Consider the following 19992-nt stretch of genomic DNA (forward strand, 5'->3'; position numbering starts at 1 on the left):
GTCTAACCTCCGATGTTTAAGTCTTTCATGACCAGTAGAACCATAAGGGTCATTAATACCACGAAACCAATAAAGTGAACAAAGCCTTCTTTTTCTTGATCAATAGGCTTGCCTCTTAGTATTTCCAGACCAATAAATATGATTCGGCCTCCATCCAGCGCTGGAAAAGGCAGTAGATTTATAAGACCCAGGTTGATTGAAAGCAGTCCTGTGATGTTTAAAATACTCTTCAGACCTGTTTGAGAGGCTTCGCTTACAGCGTTATAAATCCCCACCGGACCAGACACTTGAGAAAAGTCGCCTTGCCCCATAAGGAGTGATCCTAAATACTGAAGAATGGCTTGTATTGTGAAAAAAACACCCATAAAAGCATATTTTATTGACTGTAAAATGTCTTTTTTAAACATGGGACGTATACCAATAATTCGGCGTCCTGTCTCTTCTTCTTTTGTGGCTTGTATTGTAAATGATTCTTCCACACCGCCCCTGAGGACTGTGACCTTTAAATCATCCGTCTCGGCCCCTGAAATGGTTGTCACAACATCATCCCATGATGTCACCGCTTGTCCGTCAATGCTTGTTATTTCATCTCCGACCTCAAGTCCCGCCGCTTTAGCAGGCGCTCCATCAATCAGCTCTCCAATTGTGTTGACTGGAAATCCATCCATCATAAAAAGGGCTGTAATGACCACAATGGCAAGGACAAAGTTCATAATTGGTCCCGCTGCAATAACTGCAAGGCGCTTCCATGGACTCTTCTTGCTGAAAGACCCATCCTTGTCAGACTCTTCGTCTTCCCCTTCCATGCGAACATAGCCACCGATAGGCAAGACTCTTAGACTATATAAAGTTTCTTGTCCCTGATAACTAAATATTTTAGGTCCCATTCCAAGTGCAAATTCATGCACCGTAATGCCTGATAATTTTGCTGTAGCAAAGTGTCCAAACTCATGAATGAACACGAGCATACCAAATACGATGATAAAAACTATCGCTGTCATACAATCACCTCTTTTGCATATTCAGAGCCGCACGTCGCGTCTCACTGTCAACTTTCAAAATATCCTCAATTGTAGGCATTTGAATATTTTCATGCTCTCTCATAAGCTTTTCAATTCGATCGGGTATATCATAAAACCCAATCTCCCCTTTTAGATATTGGTAAACCAGAACTTCATTGGCGGCGTTTAGCACTGTTGGCATTGTCCCGCCAGCCCGCAGGGCCTTATAAGCAAGGTCAAGACATGGGAAGGTCTGTGTGTCTGGTGTTTGAAAATTCAACTGATTCATTTTTGTAAAATCTAAGCTTTCCAGTTTTGTTTCCAGTCTTTCAGGGTAATTCAGTGCGTATATTATAGGGAGCTTCATATCTGGAAGACCCATTTGCGCCATAATTGAGCTATCATGATATTCAACCATGGAATGTATGATGGACTCTGGATGAACCACCACATCTATTTCATCAGCATCCACATCAAAAAGCCACTTGGCCTCAATAACTTCAAGCCCCTTGTTCATAAGGGTTGCTGAATCAATAGTTATCTTTTGACCCATAGACCAGTTTGGATGTTTCAAGGCATCCTTTGCCTTCACATCAATCAGTTCCTCTCGGCTTTTTCCTCTGAAAGGCCCACCAGATGCCGTGAGTATGAGTCTTCTAATGTCTTTGACCCGATTGCCCTGTAAAGCTTGAAATAGGGCGCTGTGTTCACTGTCAACAGGCAAGATGTTCACACCGTGTTTCCTTGCAAGTGGCATTATAATAGACCCTGCAGTCACAAGGGTTTCCTTATTGGCCAAGGCCACATCTTTCCCCGCCTTGATGGCTTCAACCGTTGGCAATAAGCCTATATTCCCCACCACAGATGTGAGGACTATATCCACACCTTCAAGTTTTGCAATATAAAGAAGGCCTTCCATACCACGATGAATCTGAACCGGATATGAGAGCCCTTCTTTTATGAGTGTTTCATAGGCTTCATCTGAGAATACAGCAATGTGCTCAGGTTTATAGATTTCTGCCTGTTCTCTGATAAGCTTAATATTCGACTGACAACTAAGGGCTTTCACCTTAAATTTGTCTGGATAATCCGCAATTATGTCAAGACTCTGTGTTCCAATTGAACCCGTAGAGCCTAGTATTGCAATGTTCTTCATTTTAGTCACTCCTGATAGCCAAGCCCTTTATTCTTGTTAAACCACTTATGTTCAGTGGTTCAAACAGGACTTTAGATTTATTTCTCTATCTATTATAACAGATAAAGGGGGCAAAAAAGGTAACCATTCTATGAACATTTGCTATACCAATAATATTTCTTTATTTTTTGATGGCATGAATAGGCTTGCCTACCGCTCCATGAGCCGCTTCCATTACCACTTCTGAAAGGGTAGGATGCGGATGAACCGTCTTGGCCAAATCATGAACTGTGGCTTCAAGTTCTAGGGATGCTGTGGCTTCAGCAATCATATCCGTGGCATGACCAGCCACGATATGAACCCCTAAGACCTCGCCATAGGTTTTGTCAAACACAATTTTTACAAAGCCTGTTTTTTCACCATGGGCCATTGCTTTACCGTTTGCACTAAGAGGAAACAGGCTTGTATCAACGTCGTATCCTGCCTCAACTGCTTCATCTTCCGTATAGCCAACCACACCCACTTCTGGAAAACTATAAATGCACGAAGGCACTCTCCTATAGTTAATTGTGCTTTTACTGCCCATAATGGCTTCAGCCGCGACTAGTCCTTCTGCTGAAGCAACGTGGGCCAACATATATTTACCATTCAAGTCTCCAATGGCATATACACCTTCCACACTGGTTTCCATATGGTCATCCACTTCAACGCCCTTGCGACTCACCTTGAGATTCAAATTGCTAAGGCCTTTTAAATTGGGTTCTCGACCAAGACTCACAAGAATATGATCACTTTCAACCGTGTTTTTCTCACCACCGACCTCATAGTGAACCCGATTTTCGTCAATAGACTGAATATCAACGCCTGTAATGATTTGAACCCCTTCTTTGATCAAATGTTTTTGCATGGTTTCCTGGACATCTTTATCAAGAAACTTTAAAACTTTATCAGATCGCTGGAGCAGTGTCACTTTTGTACCAAGACTGTTATAGAGGGTTGCAAATTCGACTGCAATAACACCTCCACCTAGAATGGTTAGACTTTCTGGCCTCTGTGGGAGGGCAATTGCCCCTGTGCTATCCACACTGTGACCCTCAAGAAAAGACTCACGTAGACCTGGAATATCCGGCACCCTTGTTGTTGAGCCTGTTGCTAGGATTAAATTTTTCCCTTTATACTCAGTGCCATCAACATCAATGGTGTTTTTGTCAATGACCGTACCAAAACCCTCAACATAATCTATACCGTTGTGCTTGACAAGTTGCCTGACGCCACCAGTCAGTTTTTTGACAACCTTGTCCTTACGTTTCATTAAATTTTTCCAGTTAATGGTGACTGAATCCATGCTTTCAATATCAATGCCAAATTCAGTGGCATTCATCATGTCTTTATAGAGATTGGCCGTTCGCAACAAAGTCTTTGTTGGAATACAACCATAGTTTAGGCACACCCCACCAATTTTGTGAGCTTCTATAAGAAGAACCTCAGCGCCTAGTTGCGCACCTTTTATAGCCGCAACATAGCCTCCGGGTCCGCCACCCAATACAATGATGTCATAATTTTTCATATTGTCCTCCTCCCTTCTAGCTCATTAAAAGAAGGTCTGGGTCTTCAAGAAGCCTTTTTAAGGTTCTCATAAAACGACCTGCATCTGCACCATCTATGATTCTATGATCAAACGACATCGATAATGGCATGATACGCCTTATAACTATTTCATCATCGACAACCACTGGTTTTTTCGTAATTGCACCAATGCCCAGAACAGCCGATTCTGGATACCTAATAATCGGTACACCAAAGCTTGAACCAAAAGCTCCATAATTTGTTATGGTAAAGGTTCCATGTGTCAGTTCATCTGTATGCAGTTTCTTTTCCTTGCCCCGGCTGCTCAAATCATCAATAGCATGAGCCAGTTCAAGAATGCCTTTTTGATCGGCATTATGAATCACTGGCACAATAAGACCATGAGGGGCATCCACTGCGATACCAATATTATAGAACTTTTTAATGATTATTTCTTCTTCCTCTTGATGATAGGACGCGTTCAAAATTTTATGTTGCTTAAGTGCTGACGTGACAGCTTTCACTATAAAGGCTAAATAGGTCAACTTAATATCTTTGTCCTTTGCCATGTCTTTTGTTCGTGTCCTGTATTCAACCAGCCCTGTCACATCCACTTCATCCATTACAGCTGTGTGAGGAATTGTATACTTTGACTGGGTCATATTGGCTGCAATGGTCTTTCTAATCATCGACATAGGCACACGTTCAATAAGCGCCTCAGGTTCTTTAGGCACATAGGATGGTTGTCCATGATCTATACTTGAATGGCCCTTTATATCCTTGCCTTTATTATGAGATTTTGACTCGCCTTGTTCTTCAGTTTTAGCCTGAATGTCATGGGCCTTCTGTATGTCTGCTTTCAAAATACGACCTGCAGGGCCTGTGCCCTCAATGGTTTTTATGTCAATGCCCAAGTCCTTGGCCATTTTCCTTGCCACAGGCGTGGCGAGAACTTTTTTAATTTTATCCATAGTGGATGGTTTGCTTTGACCTTCCGAACTTGAAGCGATCACTTCTGATGACACTTCGATTTCACCAACCACACTTGTACTGCCCTGTTCTTCCACGGTTTCAGAATGACTTTCAGACTCATCAGATGCAGACTGACCCGTGTCTGAATGCACTGAATCTGCCTGAGCTTCTTCCTCATCCACTTCCATGTTTGAACGGACGCCCTCCTGACCATCATCTATTAAGACGATGGTTTGACCCACTTCAATTTTATCTCCAGGTTTCCACTGAAGTTTTTTCACTGTGCCACTGACAGGAGACGGAATATCGGCTGTGACCTTGTCCGTCTCAATGGCCATGATGGATTCACCTTCTTCAACTTGACCATCAACATCCACAAATATTTTAAACACAACACCCTCATGGACGCCTTCGCCAACGTCTGCGAATTTTACCTGAAACATTTAGTCACCTCCTAAAATTCCAATACTTTTATAAGCTCTTTTTCAATCGTCTTTGGATTTGGCAAATAATGATGCTCTCCCTTTGGAAGTGGTACGATGATGTCCGGTGGTGCGATGCGCGTTGGCGGTGCTTCAAGGTATAAAAAAGCTCCTTCATTTACAATGGAAATAAGTTCTGCACCCGTACCAAATGACCGCACAGCCTCATGAACCACGACAAATCGTCCTGTTTTTTGTACAGACTCTATGATGGTTTTTTTGTCAATTGGCGAAATCGTTCTTAGATCAATATGTTCGATACTATGCTTTCCGTCTGCCTCAAGGGCATCTATAGCCTTTTGTGTATCCCTTGTCATGGCTCCCCACGAAACCACCGTTAAGTCAGTGCCTTCTTGTATCACTCTCGCCTTACCAATTTCAATCTCATAATCATCTTCTGGCACTTCTTGCTTAAAGGCCCTGTAGATTCGCTTAGGTTCTAAGAATACAACTGGATCAGGGTCACGAATAGCCGCTATTAAAAGTCCCTTGGCATCATATGGTGTTGATGGTACAACCACCTTGAGACCTGGTATGTGGGCAAATAATGTTTCCAAACTCTCCGAGTGGTGCTCTAAGGCTCGTACACCAGCACCGTATGGCATTCGAATAACCATTGGCACAGTGAAATTGCCCCGGCTTCGATTGCGCATCCGCGCTGCATGGGTAACGATTTGATTGTAACCTGGAAACATGAATCCTGAGAACTGCATTTCAACAACTGGCTTCAAACCATTTATAGCCATACCTATGCCCGAACCAATGATTGAAGATTCAGCCAGAACAGAGTCAAAGCAACGCTTCTCACCATACTTAGCTTGAAGGCCTTTGGTCGCTCTAAATACGCCACCTTCATAACCGACATCCTCACCATATACAACGACCGTATCATCTAGCCCCATTTCCACATCGAGAGCATTGGTGATCGCTTCAATTAAGTTGAGTACCAACATTTATTTTCCCTCCTCTGCTCTTCTTTTAAGTTCTTTGTACTGGTTTTCAAGGGCTGGTGTCATTTTTTCATAGGTGTAGCTGAAAACATCCTCCAGTGGAACCAGTCCTGATTTTTCAACTTCTTCAAAAGTGCTTCTCACTTCGTCTTCATACTCTTTTCTAAGGGCCTCATCTTTTTCGTCATTCCAAAGCCCTTGAGCAATTAAGTATTTTCTAAATCTATCAATCGGGTCTTTCTCTTGCCACTCTTCAACTTCAGTATTATCACGATAGACTGTTGGATCATCTGCAGTTGTATGGGCCCCCAGTCTATAAGTGTAGGCTTCAATAAGGGTTGGGCCCTCTCCATTTCGCGCCCTGTCAACAGCCATTTTTGTCACAGCATATACTGCAAAAATATCATTTCCATCTACCTGATACCCTGGAATACCATAGGCGAGTGATTTCTGAGCAATGGTCTTGGCTCTTGTTTGAATGGCCCGTCTAGTTGATATGGCAAACTGGTTGTTTTGAACGATAAAAACGCAAGGTACATTCATCACGCCTGCAAAGTTAAGAGCTTCATGGAAATCTCCCTGAGATGTGCCACCATCCCCCACATAACCAAGAACAACATCATTTTCTCCCTTGTATACAGAGGCATAGGCTAGGCCAGTGGCATGTTGCAACTGAGAAGCAATCGGAATGCTTACAGGTAATATTCTAACGTCTTCAGGCATTTTCATGCCTTCTTCATTGCCATACCAGTACAACAATATTTTATATAGTGGAGCTTCTCTATAAAGCCATGCACCGAGTTCTCTGAAGGCCGATGCCACCCAGTCAGTTTTCTCAGATGCTGCTATGGTTCCAACCTGTGCAGCCTCCTGACCCAAGTTAGGTGCATATGTTAATATACGACCCTGTCTTTGAAATTGAAGTGTCTTTGTATCAGTCACCCGGCTTTTGACCATGGTCTTATACATGCTTAATAACTTTTCATCAGGAATATCCGGCTTTAGTTCTGGGTGAACGATATGACCATCCTTATCCATAATCTGTATCATTTCGTCTGTTAAGGGATTGTAGTTTTCAAATAACACGTTCATGCCTCCTTCTGGTTTATCACCGTCTTTTTTACTTTTGCTTTCAAAATTTGTTATGAGACTTTCCGAAAAAAAGTGCCCTTTATACTGACCCTTCTTAACCTGGTACTCTCTTCCCGTTTCTGAAGTGTACTTAAAATCAGGTGTTTCTCCATACAGCCAGGTCAAGCTTTTAAAACCATCTACATAATGCCTAAGAAGATCCCAATCTTCAACGATGTCCTGTGGTTTATGTACTGACACATGTCCAAGATTGAATTCTGTAGCTATGGCTTCAATGACACTGGCCTTGATACGGTCCATGCTCATTATGTCATTACCTTTTTTCAAGTTGACCACTGGGCTTTTAATAGACTTGACGGATTTTGACTGATAGGCCTCATGTTCAAAATTTAAAACCTCCCATAGAGCGGATTCATCCACATCTACAAGTAGTGTGCAGTGGTGCATTTTTCTCTTCTTATACATGTAAAATGCACTCCCTGTAACCTTATGCCCCTGCCACCTTAAGTCATATCTGTCTGTGGCTTGAAGTTGCAAGCCAAATTTTGAAGCAGCTGCTTGTATGACTCTTAGATTTTTATAACAATCGGATTTTCTATGGGGACTTATAAATGACACATTCAAATTCCCTTCATCATGATAGACTGTGCCACCTCCAGACTTTCTTCTCAACAAGGGAATTTCATTCGCCTCCATTTTGTCCAATTTCAATTCCTTCCACGGATTTTGATTTCGTCCAATAAAGGCGCAAGGGGCATTGATCCAAAGAAAAAATATCTGATGATATTGTTCAAGCTCCGTCAACAGATAGTACTCTAAGGCCTGATTAAAATATGGGTCATTTTGATCTGAATACAGTATTAGCGTTTCCGATTTATTAATTGTCTCCATATTGTCTCTCCAAACCTGATTTTTATCTCTTATACCCGAAGCCTCTAATACTTACCAAATAAGTGATATTTGTTATCATTTAATTTACAATTGATTCATTTATCTCATTTTAAGCACAAAAAACACACACCAGAAGGTGTGTGCTCTAAACTTTTTTTAAAGACTTAATCTTATTTCTTTAGGACATTCTTTGAATCATACACTCGTAGACGCTCTGAAAATTACAACAAATGTGCCCATTTCATATAGAAGAATATGAAATAATATATGAATGGACCGGTCAGAATAATGCTATCAAACCTATCGAGAACGCCTCCATGACCTGGCATTATTTTGCCGTAATCTTTAATACCGCAGTAGCGCTTTATTTTTGATGCAATCAAATCACCACTTTGGGCCAAAATACTGCCTATTAGCCCTAAGAAAATTGCAAAGGTCATAAATTCAGGTTTGAACATGTAGGCAAAGCCCACTGAAAGCAGCGTTGCGCCCACAAGGCCACCGATAGACCCCTCAATTGTCTTTTTAGGCGACACATGTTCAATCAACTTATGTCGGCCAAAAAGGCGACCTGCGAAATATGCAAAAGTGTCTGATCCCCATGCTAATATAAAGATATACCATATGTAGAAATTGCTATCCACACTGGAAATTAAGGATATATGGAAAAATGAAAACGCCACATAGAAAAAACCCAAAAAGGTCAGTGCCATATCAAGAATGGCTTCATGCTTACTCAACACGTTATATATGAGAACGTTGTATAAAAACATAAAGACTATGGCAATATAAAATATTGGCCCCACATCAAGGAAACCTGCCCCGTATAATACAAATGTATATGTGTAACCCAATTTTGCTGATGGTTTATAACCAGCCAATCTAAACGCATGATAAAACTCGTAAAGTCCAATAAGACTCAGCAGCATAGCTGCAAATTTTATGTAGTTCCCACCCATTAGCACCACAAACAGTAGAATTGGCAATGCCACAAGACTGGATATTAATCTCTTTAACATCTAATCCTCCTATAATTTGCCGAATCTCCTGTGACGATTTTGATACTCTTCAATCGCATTCTCAAGAGCATCTCCATTAAAATCTGGCCAGTACATATCTGTAAACACAAATTCAGTATAGGCAAATTGCCAAAGCAGGAAATTACTGAGTCGTACTTCACCCGAAGTCCTGATCATCAAATCAGGGTCTGGCGTACCAGCTGTATATAGGTTGTTGCTTATCAAGGCATCGTCAATGTTTTCTACATCCAATTGACCATTCTTTACATCTGTTGATATGCGTTTAACAGCACGAACAATTTCATCACGCGCGCCATAATTCAGGGCGATATGAACAGTCATAGACGTGTTGTTGGCAGTCAAATCGATGGATTTCTTCAGCTCATTTTGTGCCAGTTTTGGCAGTCGTGATGTGTCTCCAATCACATTTATCTTAATATTGTTCTCGTGAAGTTTTTTAGTCTCTGACTTCAAGTAGGCCACCAAAAGATTCATTAGCCCCTTCACTTCATCTTCAGGTCTTTTCCAATTCTCTGTTGAAAATGCATAGAATGTCATGTGTTTTACCCCAAGGTCTCCACCTCGTTCAATGACATCTCTTAAAGTCTCCACACCAGCTTTATGCCCTGCAACTCTTGGAAGGTTTCTCTTTTTGGCCCAGCGGCCGTTTCCATCCATGATAATCGCTATATGCTGAGGTATATTGTTTTTCAATTTCAAATCCCCTTTACGTCTTAGTAATTATGCTATATATGTAACTTATCCGGGAAAGCGGTCAATATATTTTGGCCGCTTTCCCTCATAAATCAAGGATATGACTCTATTTGATTCTATCTTCATATATGTCTGCGAAAAAACCGACCAGTAGTTTAACGCCCTCTTCGGTCACTTCTTGCTTAATGACTTTAGCATCTTCAATGCCCATAAACTCAGGCTCTTTTCGGGAACGGGTCTCTTGAATGATAATAGAGAGATTCGGGCAATTTGTCCGAATCTCTCTTCTAGCTTCGTTCAAGTTCAAACCCAGTGTATCTGGGATGTTCAAAGATTATACCTCCAGAACTTCAGCTTCTTTAGCTTTTACCATATCATCAATTTTTTTGATATGATCATCTGTCATCTTTTGAACTTCTTCTTCTGCTGACTTCAAATCATCATCAGTTAGTTCATTGCTTTTATGCATTTTCTTTAGCTTATCATTGGCTTCACGGCGCTCATTACGAATAGCAACTTTAGCTGTTTCACCAGTCTTCTTCACTTGCTTTACAAGGTCCTTACGACGCTCTTCTGTTAGCATTGGAACAGATAGACGGATGATTTTACCATCATTTGATGGGTTCATGCCTAAATCAGAGTTCATAATTGCTTTTTCAATATCAGAAATAGCGCTTACATCATACGGGTTGATTTGAAGCATACGTGGTTCTGGAACCGTAATGTTGGCAAGCTGAGTCAGTGGTGTTGGCGTTCCATAATACTCTACAGTGATCTTGTTCAGAATATTTGGATTTGCTCGTCCTGCACGGATTGTCTGTAGGTCTTCTCTTAAAACACCAACTGTTTTTTCCATCTTTTCTTTGATCATTTTATGTACTTCATTCATAAGGCATTAATCCTCCTTAATTATTGTCCCTAATTCTTCACCAAGAATGACACGTTTGATGTTGTCATCACCTTTAAGGCCGAACACTTGAATTGGAATATTGTTTTCCATACATAGTGTGATAGCTGTTGTATCCATAACACCCAGTCCCTGATTAATGACATCGATATAAGTGATCTTGTCAATTTTTTTCGCTTCAGGATTAACCATTGGGTCACTATCATATACAGCATCCACTTTTTTAGCCAGCAAGATCAGTTCAGCTTCAATTTCAGCTGCTCTAAGAGCCGCAGTTGTATCAGTTGAGAAGAATGGATTGCCCGTTCCTGCTGAAAAGATAACCACACGTCCTTTTTCAAGGTGTCTAACAGCTCTTCTTCTTATGTAAGGTTCTGCAATTTGACGCATTTCAATCGCAGACATAACTCGAGACTGCATGCCTAAATTTTCCACAGCATCTTGTATGCCTAGGGAATTAATAACAGTCGCTAACATGCCCATATAGTCTGCTGTTGATCTGTCCATTGAATCATGGCTACGACCTCTCCAGAAGTTTCCGCCACCAATAACAACTGCAACCTGCACGCCCATATCAACGAGTTCTTTAATTTGCATAGCCACGCGATCAACAGTATCGTTGTCAATCCCAAAGCCTCTTTCGCCGGCCAGTGCTTCACCGCTTAGTTTAAGTATAACCCTTTTATATTTAGGTTCCAAAGAAGATACCTCCATTCCAAAGAAAAGATTCTACACAAGGGGCCCATATCCCTTTAAAAAATGCAAAATCACAAAGAAACATTTATTTTGACACTTATTTCATTCAAAAAGTCCGAACACATGAAAAAACAAGTGTCTTCATCAGTATACCCGCTTTAAAAAAGAGAACACAAAAGTGTTCTCTTTCTGAGCAACTGTGAATGAATTAGCCTTGAAGCTGCTTAGCAACTTCTTCAGCAAAGTTTTCTTCTTTCTTTTCGATACCTTCGCCCACTTCGAAACGAGCAAAACGACGGATTGAAAGGTTCTCACCGATTGTTGCAATCTTTTCGTTTAGTAGAGACTGGATATCTTGGTCTGGGTTCTTAACAAATGCTTGCTCAAGAAGGCAGTTTTCCTTGTAGTATTTTTCAATACGACCAACAACCATCTTCTCAACGATGTGCTCAGGCTTGCCTTCGTTAAGAGCTTGTGCCTTAAGAACTTCTTTTTCACGCTCGATTGCGTCTGCTGGTACCTCTTCACGCTTAACGTATAGAGGATTAGAAGCCGCGATTTGCATTGCAACGTCTTTCGCAAAATCTTGGAAAGATGGGTTTTTAGCAACGAAATCTGTTTCAGAGTTGATTTCAACAAGAACACCAATACGACCGCCGCCGTGGATGTAAGAAGTTACGATACCTTCTGCAGCCACACGACCAGCTTTCTTAGCCGCTTTCGCCAGGCCTTTTTCACGAAGAAAATCTACTGCTTCTTCGATGTTTCCATTCTTTTCAGTCAGAGCTTTTTTACAATCTAGCATACCTGCGCCAGTTTTCTCGCGCAGTTCTTTAACCATTGCAGCTGTTACTGCCATAGGAATTCCTCCTTCAAAATACATATGTTGTTTGTCGATCTTATTAAAGAAGGTAAGAGTTTCCCCTTACCTATTTATATCTATCTACGCTTCAGCAGGAGCTTCTTCCATAGATTCGCCTTGCATACCTTCTAGACATGCGTCAGCCATCTTACCAGATAGAAGTTTTACTGCACGGATAGCGTCGTCATTACCAGGAATTACGAAGTCAACTTCGTCTGGATCACAGTTAGTATCAACAATAGCAACTACTGGGATACCTAGTGTACGCGCTTCAGCGATAGCGATTTTTTCTTTCTTAGGGTCAACCACGAACATAGCCTTTGGTAGATCAGTCATATCTCTGATACCGCCAAGGAACTTGTTAAGCTTTTCTTTCTTTTGACGTAGCTTTAGTACTTCTTTCTTTGGAAGTGCTTCGAAAGTACCGTCTTCTTCCATAGCTTCAAGCTTTTCTAGAAGGTCAATTCTCTTCTTGATTGTCTTAAAGTTTGTAAGCATACCACCCAACCATCTTTGGTTAACGTAGTACATACCAGCACGCTTAGCTTCTGTTTCGATAGATTCTTGAGCTTGCTTTTTCGTACCAACAAAGATAACTTTGCCGCCCTCTTCAGCAACTTCTCTAATGAAGCTGTAAGCTTCTTCTACCTTACGAACAGTTTTTTGAAGGTCGATAATGTAGATTCCGTTTCTTTCTGTAAAGATGAAACGAGCCATCTTTGGGTTCCATCTTCTTGTTTGGTGACCAAAGTGTACACCTGCTTCAAGAAGTTGTTTCATTGAAATTACTGACATATTAATGTCCTCCTTAAGTTTATCCTCCCCGTCACTCAACATATCAGGAACCTTTCGGCACCACCTGATATTTATGGCGGGTGTGTATTGTTACCTCAAGTAGTATACCACATGAAAAAACACCGAGCAACATAAAATCGGCTAAATATTGTAATCCAGTCGACTTTTTTATTCGGTGTTATTTTTTTGTTTTTAAAAGAAGCTGAAGTTCACCAACGCCCATGTTAAGCGCTTTAGCTATTTGACCAATGGATTGACCCTCCTGGCGCATTCTAACGGCTTCATGACAGATCTTTTCCTGCTCGTTGAGTACTTGTTCATCTTGTTTGTCAGCGATCACTCTAGCCCTTCTAACAGGTAGACTCAAAGTCTCAAACTTCTCTTGCAAGAGTTCGATTTCTTTGTCGTGAACACTGTACTTGCCCTCTAAATCTGAGACAATCTCATAGTAAGCAGCATTAAGGTCATCCAGCTCTTTTTCAACTTTCTTAAGATACTGCATGACCTGATCCACATTCTCATCGCTTAAACTATTAAAGGATCGTTTCTGATCTCGACTTGCTCTTAACAGTTCTCTTCTTATTAAAAGCGTGGAGACAAGCACAATTGTAACACCAACAATTATGCTAAGTATTCCAATCAAAATATCACACTTTCATATCAAACCGATGATACCCTAAACCATATCCCTTATTTGGATCAATCTTATCTTTTTCAGGTTCATCTTCGTCTTTTTTCTCATTTTTCTTTTTCTTTGCGCTTCTTTTTTGAGCCTGACCACGGTTTTTCTCTTCATCTTTAATTTTTTCTTCTTCTTTTTGATGATACGTGTTCACTTGCTTAAGCTTCTGATCAGCCACCTGCTGGGTTGTCATTTGCTGCTGGTGCTGAGTGTTGGCTTCTTTGTGAACAACGGTTTCCTTGGCCTGCTTGAAGCTTTCTACTCTTGGAAGAATTACCTGCATATCAATAGGTCTGAGTGGCATTTGCCTCACCTCTCTATCTTCTTACAGTTGTTATTTCTCCTTCATATTTGCAAATCTCAGCATCTTTTATGAGATTTTTAACATTATAGTGAGAATGCCCAATGGTTACTTTTGTACCTGGATGCACCTCTGAAGCAATAACTTTAGAACCCTGAAGCTTATTGATTCTTTCTTGCAGATCCTTAAGTTCTGTCGCAAAGCTTGTTAAATCATTGTGGTACTCAATTTTACTCAACTTGGTTTTATTGAGCATGACCTTTAACTGATCGTTGTTTGGAGCAGCAGCGGTTTGACGATTAAGCATATTCAGCGCCTGATCCAGTTTTTTTATATTTTCCCTTTGCTCCTTGATTTTGTCCGTTAAAAACTGATACCTTTCAATGAGCTCAGAGTCTACCCCAAGCTGAATTTTTGTCTGAGTGCCCATATCAGAACCAATCACCTTGGCTGATATCTGGTCCTTAGCCTTGATCTCGCCACCGACAATAAGACCCTTTCGGCCTGACACTTTTATCTCGCCATCACACACGATTTTTGAGTGCATGATTGCATCTGCTTCAATATTGCCTTTGACTTTGGCATGACAATTGTTGATAAAACGACCAATAAGGTTGCCATCACATTCAATGACAGCTTCGTCTTGTCCCTGTATGCCACGTCCAACAATAATATCACCTGTGGCTGTAATTTTAGCGCCTTCAACAACGCCCTGCACTTCAACATCACCATCACATTCAATGGTATAACCAGTCACAACATTGCCCGTCACTAGAATTTTGCCTTTAAAGGTCACATTACCGGTTTTTACACCGACATCGCCTCGTATTTCTAATATTTCAATAATTGAAATACGCTGCCCCTCCATCTTGATTGTGCCATCTGTTGAAGCAATGAGCTGGTAACCATCTTCGCTGACTTCAACATTTTTTCCAAATTTGAAGTTGGCAATTTTACCTGGTTTGCCTTTAATATTCTTTCCCGTCACAGTTAGGCCAGGCGTCCCTTCTGTTGGGTCAACTTTCTCTGCGAGCACATCTCCTTTTTTTACGGTTGTGAACGCATCTATTTCTTTAAAATCGACCGACCCATCTTCAAGCATTTTGGGCTTGGCCTCTTTATCAATGTCCACTAAATATTTTATTTCTCCATCTCGTCCATTCTGATGCGGCTTCCCCTTTGCCACAATGACAGACTGAATGTTATTAGGATTTTGTGCGATGGAATCCACAACATCCAAGTCTATACCGACAGTCACATTTTTCTCTTTTAAGGTTGTCAAAATAAAATCGTGCGTCACAAGGTCAGGTTTATCACCGGGATCAACAGTTATCGATGCAGAATAATAGTCACCTGCAATAGATACCTTCACACTTGGTCCTTGCTTTTCTTCTGTGCCTTGTGTCTGTGTCTCATCTGTCATTTTGACCACCTGCCATTCTATATTCTCTAGTATAAGTCTTCCACAGCTCCCCGTAATTTCAGTATCGCCTTTGAATGCAATTGTGAAATTCGTGATTCCGATATTTCGAGCACACCAGCAATTTCCTTATATGTGAGCTCTGAAAAATAGTACAAATTAATAATCATCTTCTCTCTTTCAGGAAGTGACTCTATTCTTTCCTGTAAGAGTTTTTTTGTTTCTTTATCAAAAAGATTGCCTTCTGGGCTTATCTCACGATCATCTGACCGAATGCTAAAATTGGAATTTTCCGAAAGCTTTTCGTCCAGAGATATAACCGATAGAGCACTGGCTTCCCCTAAAAACTTATTCAATTCCTTTGGTGTCATATCCAGCTCGTCTGCAAGCATTTGGTCTGTGATATTGTCGCCGTGTAAATTATGAAGTTTGCTTAAAACTTCATCAAGCTGTTTGAATTTTTGACGTGTGCTTCGTGGTATCCAGTCGAGGGCCCTGATCTGATCCACAATGGCTCCCCTGATGCGAATATTTGCATACGTCTCAAACTTAACATTCTTTGATATATCAAACTTCTCAATGGCATCAATAAGACCAATTATACCGTAGCTTACGAGGTCATCGAAGTCTACATTTGCATTAAATGACGAGTATAAACGACCTGCAATGATTTTTACAAGCTCGACGTATTCAACTATTAAAGTCTCTTTGGCGTTTTGGCTGCCATCATTCTTATACGCCTTCCACTCTTCGCTAAGATTTCTCGACATGCCATACTCGTCCCCTTCATAATGCGCTACTATACTGTCTTAGTTCCGTGACCAATTGTTTTAATCAACAATCTGCCATCTTCAGGGTAAAATTCAATCGTTCTACCAAAATTGCCGCCAGTATCATCTGCTTTAAGGGGAATCCCCATGTCTTTCAAAATAGACCGAACAGCATCAGCATTGCGGGCACCTATCTTCATCATATCGTTTTTACTCGAAAATGAGAACATTTGTGCTCCACCAGCAATTTTTCCTACTAGGCGCCTTTTATTGGCGCCTTTTTTTATCATTTCATCAATCATATCATCAATTGCCGTATCAGCAAACTTGGCTCTATTTGAATTGTTTCGAATGGTTTGACTGTTTGGCAACATGATATGTGCCAAGCCTGAAACCTTCGTAACAGGATCATACAAACAAATCCCTATACAAGATCCCAGTCCTAAAGTTGACAAAACTTCAGGAGGACCTGTTACTTTTAAATCTGCCATTCCAACCTTTATCACTTGACTCATATCTGTATTCCCAGGCTTCCAAACAAAGTATCATAAGAATCCAAGTCAGGAACAAGGAAAAAGAATCCTCTCACTGAGTCATTCTCTTGTAGTTCTATAAACTCATTCTCAATAATAAGAATTTTGTCGCTAACTTGGCCAAACTCTATTGCAGGCACACTCAAGACAGCACCTGCCATATCTATTGCTATGGATGGAATGGAAATTTTAATATTCAGGTTAGTCAGGCCTGAAAGTGATGAAATATACGATCCTGAAAGTATATTACCAATCTCTTTAAGTGCCGAGAATGTAAACTCATCAAGTGTGTTTTCCTCTCTAGGCATCAATAGGCTTACAAGAGCAAGGGCATCTTCAATGTTTAGTACAAACATGATGCTCCCATCTATGTCACCCTCAATTTTAAAGAATATCCCACATACTTGATTTTCAGCGCCACCAAGTATTTCTGGCACCTCAGAAAAATCAAGTACATTGACTTTCGGAACGTTCATATCTACTTTTTTGTTAATCATTTTGGCCAAAGCCGTTGCCGCATTTCCGGCACCAATGTTGCCTATTTCTTTTAAAACATCTAGGACAATTGTGTCCATTTGCTCAATATAACCACTCATAAACACGCTCCTGTCTTGGATTACTCTGCTTCAATGCTCTCGATTCCAAGAACTTTTTTAAGATCAATCAGCATGACTATTCGTCCGTCATGCTTTCCGATTTCGCGAACGAAATCATCACTACCAGCCTTGATACTCGGCGCAGGATCCACATTGTCCCTATCTATCTGGAATACTTCTGAGGATGAATCAGCAATCATACCCACTGTGTACTCTTTGTAATTTACAATAATAATTCTGGATTCATCTGTAAAATCCTCCCTTGGAATTGAAAATCTTTTTCTCAGATCAATCACAGGGATAACATTACCACGAAGATTCACAACACCTTCCACATGTTCATCTGTATAGGGAACACGTGTTATCGGAAGCATTTTTTCAATGTTTTCTACATATTTTATGTCAATTCCATAGGATTCTTCTTTGACTCTGAATACAACATATTCCTTGATATTACTCATGGCTTTCTCTCCTTTGCACTGTCATATTAAAGAAGTTGATTTGGGTCTACAATTAGTGCAACACTACCGTTACCGAGTATTGTCGCTCCAGCGATTGTTTTAGCGCCAGTCAAGTAACGGCCAAGAGATTTGATTACAATTTCTTGCTGACCGATGAGACTGTCTACAACCAGACCTGCTTCCATTTCACCTTTGCGAACAATTACAACGATCATTTCGTCTTTTTCTTCTGGTTCCACATGATATGGAACTTCTAGAATTTCATTTAGACGAATAATTGGAAGTGTCTTATTTCTGTAAAGTACAACTTCTTGGTTTTGAACCATGCTAATGGATGATTTCTGAATCGTTGTGATTTCTTTAATGTTATTTAAAGGCAGTGCATATTTCTCTTCTGCCAAATTAACCATAAGCGCCTGAATAATAGCAAGTGTCAGTGGCAATCTAATCGTAAACTTGTTGCCCTTGCCTAAATCAGAATCAACCTCAACCGTTCCGTTAAGAGATTCTATTTTACTCTTAACGACATCCAGACCAACACCACGGCCAGAAAGGTCAGTGATCTTCTCAGCTGTTGAGAAGCCTGGTCTAAAGAGTAGGTTGATAATATCATGCTTTGACATTGTCTCCACTTCTCTATCAGTGACAACGCCTTTATCTTGGGCTATGCTCATGATTTTATCAGGGTCGATACCGCCACCATCATCCTCAACTTCAATAACAACTGTATTTCCGTCAGGATAGGCTCTTAGTGCCACAGTGCCTTTTTCTTGTTTTCCATGAGCCGCTCTATCTTCAGGAGACTCAATACCGTGGTCGATAGAGTTACGGATCAAGTGAATGAGAGGGTCGCCAATTTCATCAATGACCGTTCTGTCCACTTCAGTGTCTTCCCCAGACATAATAAGCTGAATGTTCTTACCCAGATCCTTTGAAAGGTCTCTCACCATTCTTGGGAATCTATTGAAGGTTCTTTCAACAGGAACCATTCGAACTTTCATAACAGCATCATGAAGGCTTGTTGTGATTCTTTCAAGATACTCAACAGCATCATCCATATTCTGAGTGTTCCCTGTGCCCTCTGCCACTTCAAGTCGTGTTTTAATGATAATCAGTTCGCTGACGAGATTCATAAGATTGTCGAGTCGATCAATGTCAACACGAACGGTCTTAGATGTCTTCGCTTTTTCTTTCATCTGAGATTTATCATCAGATTTTGGCTTTTTCGCTGCTGGCTTAACAGGTTTCGGAGTCGACGCTTGCGCCTTTTCCTCTACCGCTTCAGATTTTTCCTCTGTACTTTCCTCTTTTGATTCTTCAACATCTTCTACTGGCTCTGAGACAATGATTTCATCACTTTCGACAGGTTCAACATGAACGTCTCCAATTTCTGAGATATTTAATATTTCCTGCTTGGTATTTTCAATATCAAGCTTTGTGATATATAAAATTTCAAATGACTGCTCAAACTTCTCATCTTCAATATCTTCAGCCGATGGATGTGATTTGATGATGTCACCAGACTGTTCTAGTGTGTTAAAAACGATAAATGCTCGGGCCGCTCTTAACATACAATTGTCTTCCAGTGTGACTTTGATTTTTAGTGGATGAAGCGCTTGAGACATTGCTTCTTTAAGCACATCACCTATATCATCAAATTTTAAGTGGAAGCTGTCTGAATCATTCGTATCAGTTTCTATGACAGTTTCTTCCGCTTCAGGCTCCTCTTTTTCAACAGGGGCTTTATCACTTGACAATACGCCCTTATTTACAAGAATATCCTGAAGTTTTCTAACAAGTGGAGACGCGTCTGTGCTGCTTTCCTGACCCGTGTTTTCCAGTGAATTGATGTGGTCTTCAAGCATATCGAAACACTCAAATAATACATCTACAATTGTTGTAGTAACTGGTATTTCTCCATTTCTCACCTTATGTAGCACATTTTCCATTTCATGCGTTACATTTGCAACTTGGGTAAAACCCATCGTGCCTGCCATACCTTTTATTGTATGGGCAATACGGAATATTTCATTCAGTAAATTTAGATCTTCTGTGTTGTTTTCAAGATCAAGTAAAATCGTATTCATATGCTGCAAATGTTCTTTTGATTCATCAATAAAGATTTCGAGATATTGACTCATGTCCAT

At 40.6% G+C, this 19992-nt stretch carries 21 protein-coding genes; all 21 read right to left on the reverse strand.

Annotation, left to right across the window (positions count from 1 at the left end; genetic code table 11):
• Positions 1-2: 2 nt before the first annotated feature.
• Positions 3-1001 carry an RIP metalloprotease RseP gene (rseP, locus tag ACQ4KW_RS12165; protein ID WP_430882750.1) on the reverse strand — a complete coding sequence of 333 codons (999 nt, stop codon included), beginning with the start codon at positions 999-1001 and terminating at the stop codon, positions 3-5.
• 4 nt (positions 1002-1005) lie between these two features.
• Entirely contained in the window at positions 1006-2157 is a 1152-nt protein-coding gene (locus tag ACQ4KW_RS12170; RefSeq protein WP_430882751.1) for a 1-deoxy-D-xylulose-5-phosphate reductoisomerase, read from the reverse strand.
• Between the two features lie 160 nt (positions 2158-2317).
• Positions 2318-3703, reverse strand: a complete 1386-nt coding sequence (gene lpdA, locus ACQ4KW_RS12175) for a dihydrolipoyl dehydrogenase (protein ID WP_430882752.1) — start codon at positions 3701-3703, stop codon at positions 2318-2320.
• A gap of 16 nt (positions 3704-3719) precedes the next feature.
• The gene (locus ACQ4KW_RS12180) at positions 3720-5117 is read right to left on the reverse strand and encodes a dihydrolipoamide acetyltransferase family protein (protein ID WP_430882753.1); all 1398 of its coding nucleotides are present in this window, start codon (positions 5115-5117) and stop codon (positions 3720-3722) included.
• Between the two features lie 11 nt (positions 5118-5128).
• The gene (locus tag ACQ4KW_RS12185; protein ID WP_430882754.1) at positions 5129-6109 is read right to left on the reverse strand and encodes an alpha-ketoacid dehydrogenase subunit beta; all 981 of its coding nucleotides are present in this window, start codon (positions 6107-6109) and stop codon (positions 5129-5131) included.
• Positions 6110-8089, reverse strand: a complete 1980-nt coding sequence (gene pdhA, locus ACQ4KW_RS12190; RefSeq protein ID WP_430882755.1) for a pyruvate dehydrogenase (acetyl-transferring) E1 component subunit alpha — start codon at positions 8087-8089, stop codon at positions 6110-6112.
• 221 nt (positions 8090-8310) lie between these two features.
• A complete protein-coding gene (locus ACQ4KW_RS12195; RefSeq protein ID WP_430882756.1) occupies positions 8311-9108 on the reverse strand; it encodes a phosphatidate cytidylyltransferase in 798 nt (265 codons plus the stop codon).
• 9 nt (positions 9109-9117) lie between these two features.
• Positions 9118-9822 carry an isoprenyl transferase gene (locus ACQ4KW_RS12200; protein ID WP_430882757.1) on the reverse strand — a complete coding sequence of 235 codons (705 nt, stop codon included), beginning with the start codon at positions 9820-9822 and terminating at the stop codon, positions 9118-9120.
• A 106-nt stretch (positions 9823-9928) separates the two neighbouring features.
• On the reverse strand, positions 9929-10153 hold the full coding sequence (locus ACQ4KW_RS12205; RefSeq protein ID WP_430882758.1) for a hypothetical protein: 225 nt from the start codon (positions 10151-10153) through the stop codon (positions 9929-9931).
• Positions 10154-10156: 3 nt separating this feature from the next.
• On the reverse strand, positions 10157-10711 hold the full coding sequence (gene frr, locus ACQ4KW_RS12210; protein ID WP_430882759.1) for a ribosome recycling factor: 555 nt from the start codon (positions 10709-10711) through the stop codon (positions 10157-10159).
• A gap of 6 nt (positions 10712-10717) precedes the next feature.
• Entirely contained in the window at positions 10718-11428 is a 711-nt protein-coding gene (gene pyrH / locus ACQ4KW_RS12215) for a UMP kinase (RefSeq protein ID WP_430882760.1), read from the reverse strand.
• A gap of 205 nt (positions 11429-11633) precedes the next feature.
• Positions 11634-12284 carry a translation elongation factor Ts gene (gene tsf / locus ACQ4KW_RS12220; protein WP_430882761.1) on the reverse strand — a complete coding sequence of 217 codons (651 nt, stop codon included), beginning with the start codon at positions 12282-12284 and terminating at the stop codon, positions 11634-11636.
• An 84-nt stretch (positions 12285-12368) separates the two neighbouring features.
• Positions 12369-13082, reverse strand: a complete 714-nt coding sequence (gene rpsB / locus ACQ4KW_RS12225; RefSeq protein ID WP_430882762.1) for a 30S ribosomal protein S2 — start codon at positions 13080-13082, stop codon at positions 12369-12371.
• Between the two features lie 178 nt (positions 13083-13260).
• Positions 13261-13725 (reverse strand): DUF6115 domain-containing protein, encoded by a 465-nt coding sequence (locus ACQ4KW_RS12230; RefSeq protein WP_430882763.1) that lies wholly within the window; start codon positions 13723-13725, stop codon positions 13261-13263.
• Positions 13726-13729: 4 nt separating this feature from the next.
• Entirely contained in the window at positions 13730-14068 is a 339-nt protein-coding gene (locus tag ACQ4KW_RS12235) for a hypothetical protein (protein ID WP_430882764.1), read from the reverse strand.
• 13 nt (positions 14069-14081) lie between these two features.
• Complete coding sequence (locus ACQ4KW_RS12240) at positions 14082-15488, reverse strand: DUF342 domain-containing protein (protein ID WP_430882765.1); 1407 nt, start codon at positions 15486-15488, stop codon at positions 14082-14084.
• Positions 15489-15514: 26 nt separating this feature from the next.
• Entirely contained in the window at positions 15515-16255 is a 741-nt protein-coding gene (locus ACQ4KW_RS12245; protein ID WP_430882766.1) for a FliA/WhiG family RNA polymerase sigma factor, read from the reverse strand.
• A 29-nt stretch (positions 16256-16284) separates the two neighbouring features.
• Positions 16285-16770, reverse strand: a complete 486-nt coding sequence (locus ACQ4KW_RS12250; protein ID WP_430882767.1) for a chemotaxis protein CheD — start codon at positions 16768-16770, stop codon at positions 16285-16287.
• Positions 16767-17384, reverse strand: coding sequence for a chemotaxis protein CheC (locus ACQ4KW_RS12255; RefSeq protein ID WP_430882768.1), 618 nt, complete (start codon positions 17382-17384; stop codon positions 16767-16769). The genes ACQ4KW_RS12250 and ACQ4KW_RS12255 overlap by 4 nt, the downstream gene beginning before the upstream one ends.
• Before the next feature lie 20 nt (positions 17385-17404).
• Complete coding sequence (locus ACQ4KW_RS12260) at positions 17405-17845, reverse strand: chemotaxis protein CheW (protein WP_430882769.1); 441 nt, start codon at positions 17843-17845, stop codon at positions 17405-17407.
• A 26-nt stretch (positions 17846-17871) separates the two neighbouring features.
• Entirely contained in the window at positions 17872-19992 is a 2121-nt protein-coding gene (locus tag ACQ4KW_RS12265) for a chemotaxis protein CheA (protein WP_430882770.1), read from the reverse strand.

The sequence above is a fragment of the Tianxiuia mixotrophica genome (assembly GCF_050596425.1).
Classification (GTDB): Bacteria; Bacillota; Clostridia; order Peptostreptococcales; family Acidaminobacteraceae.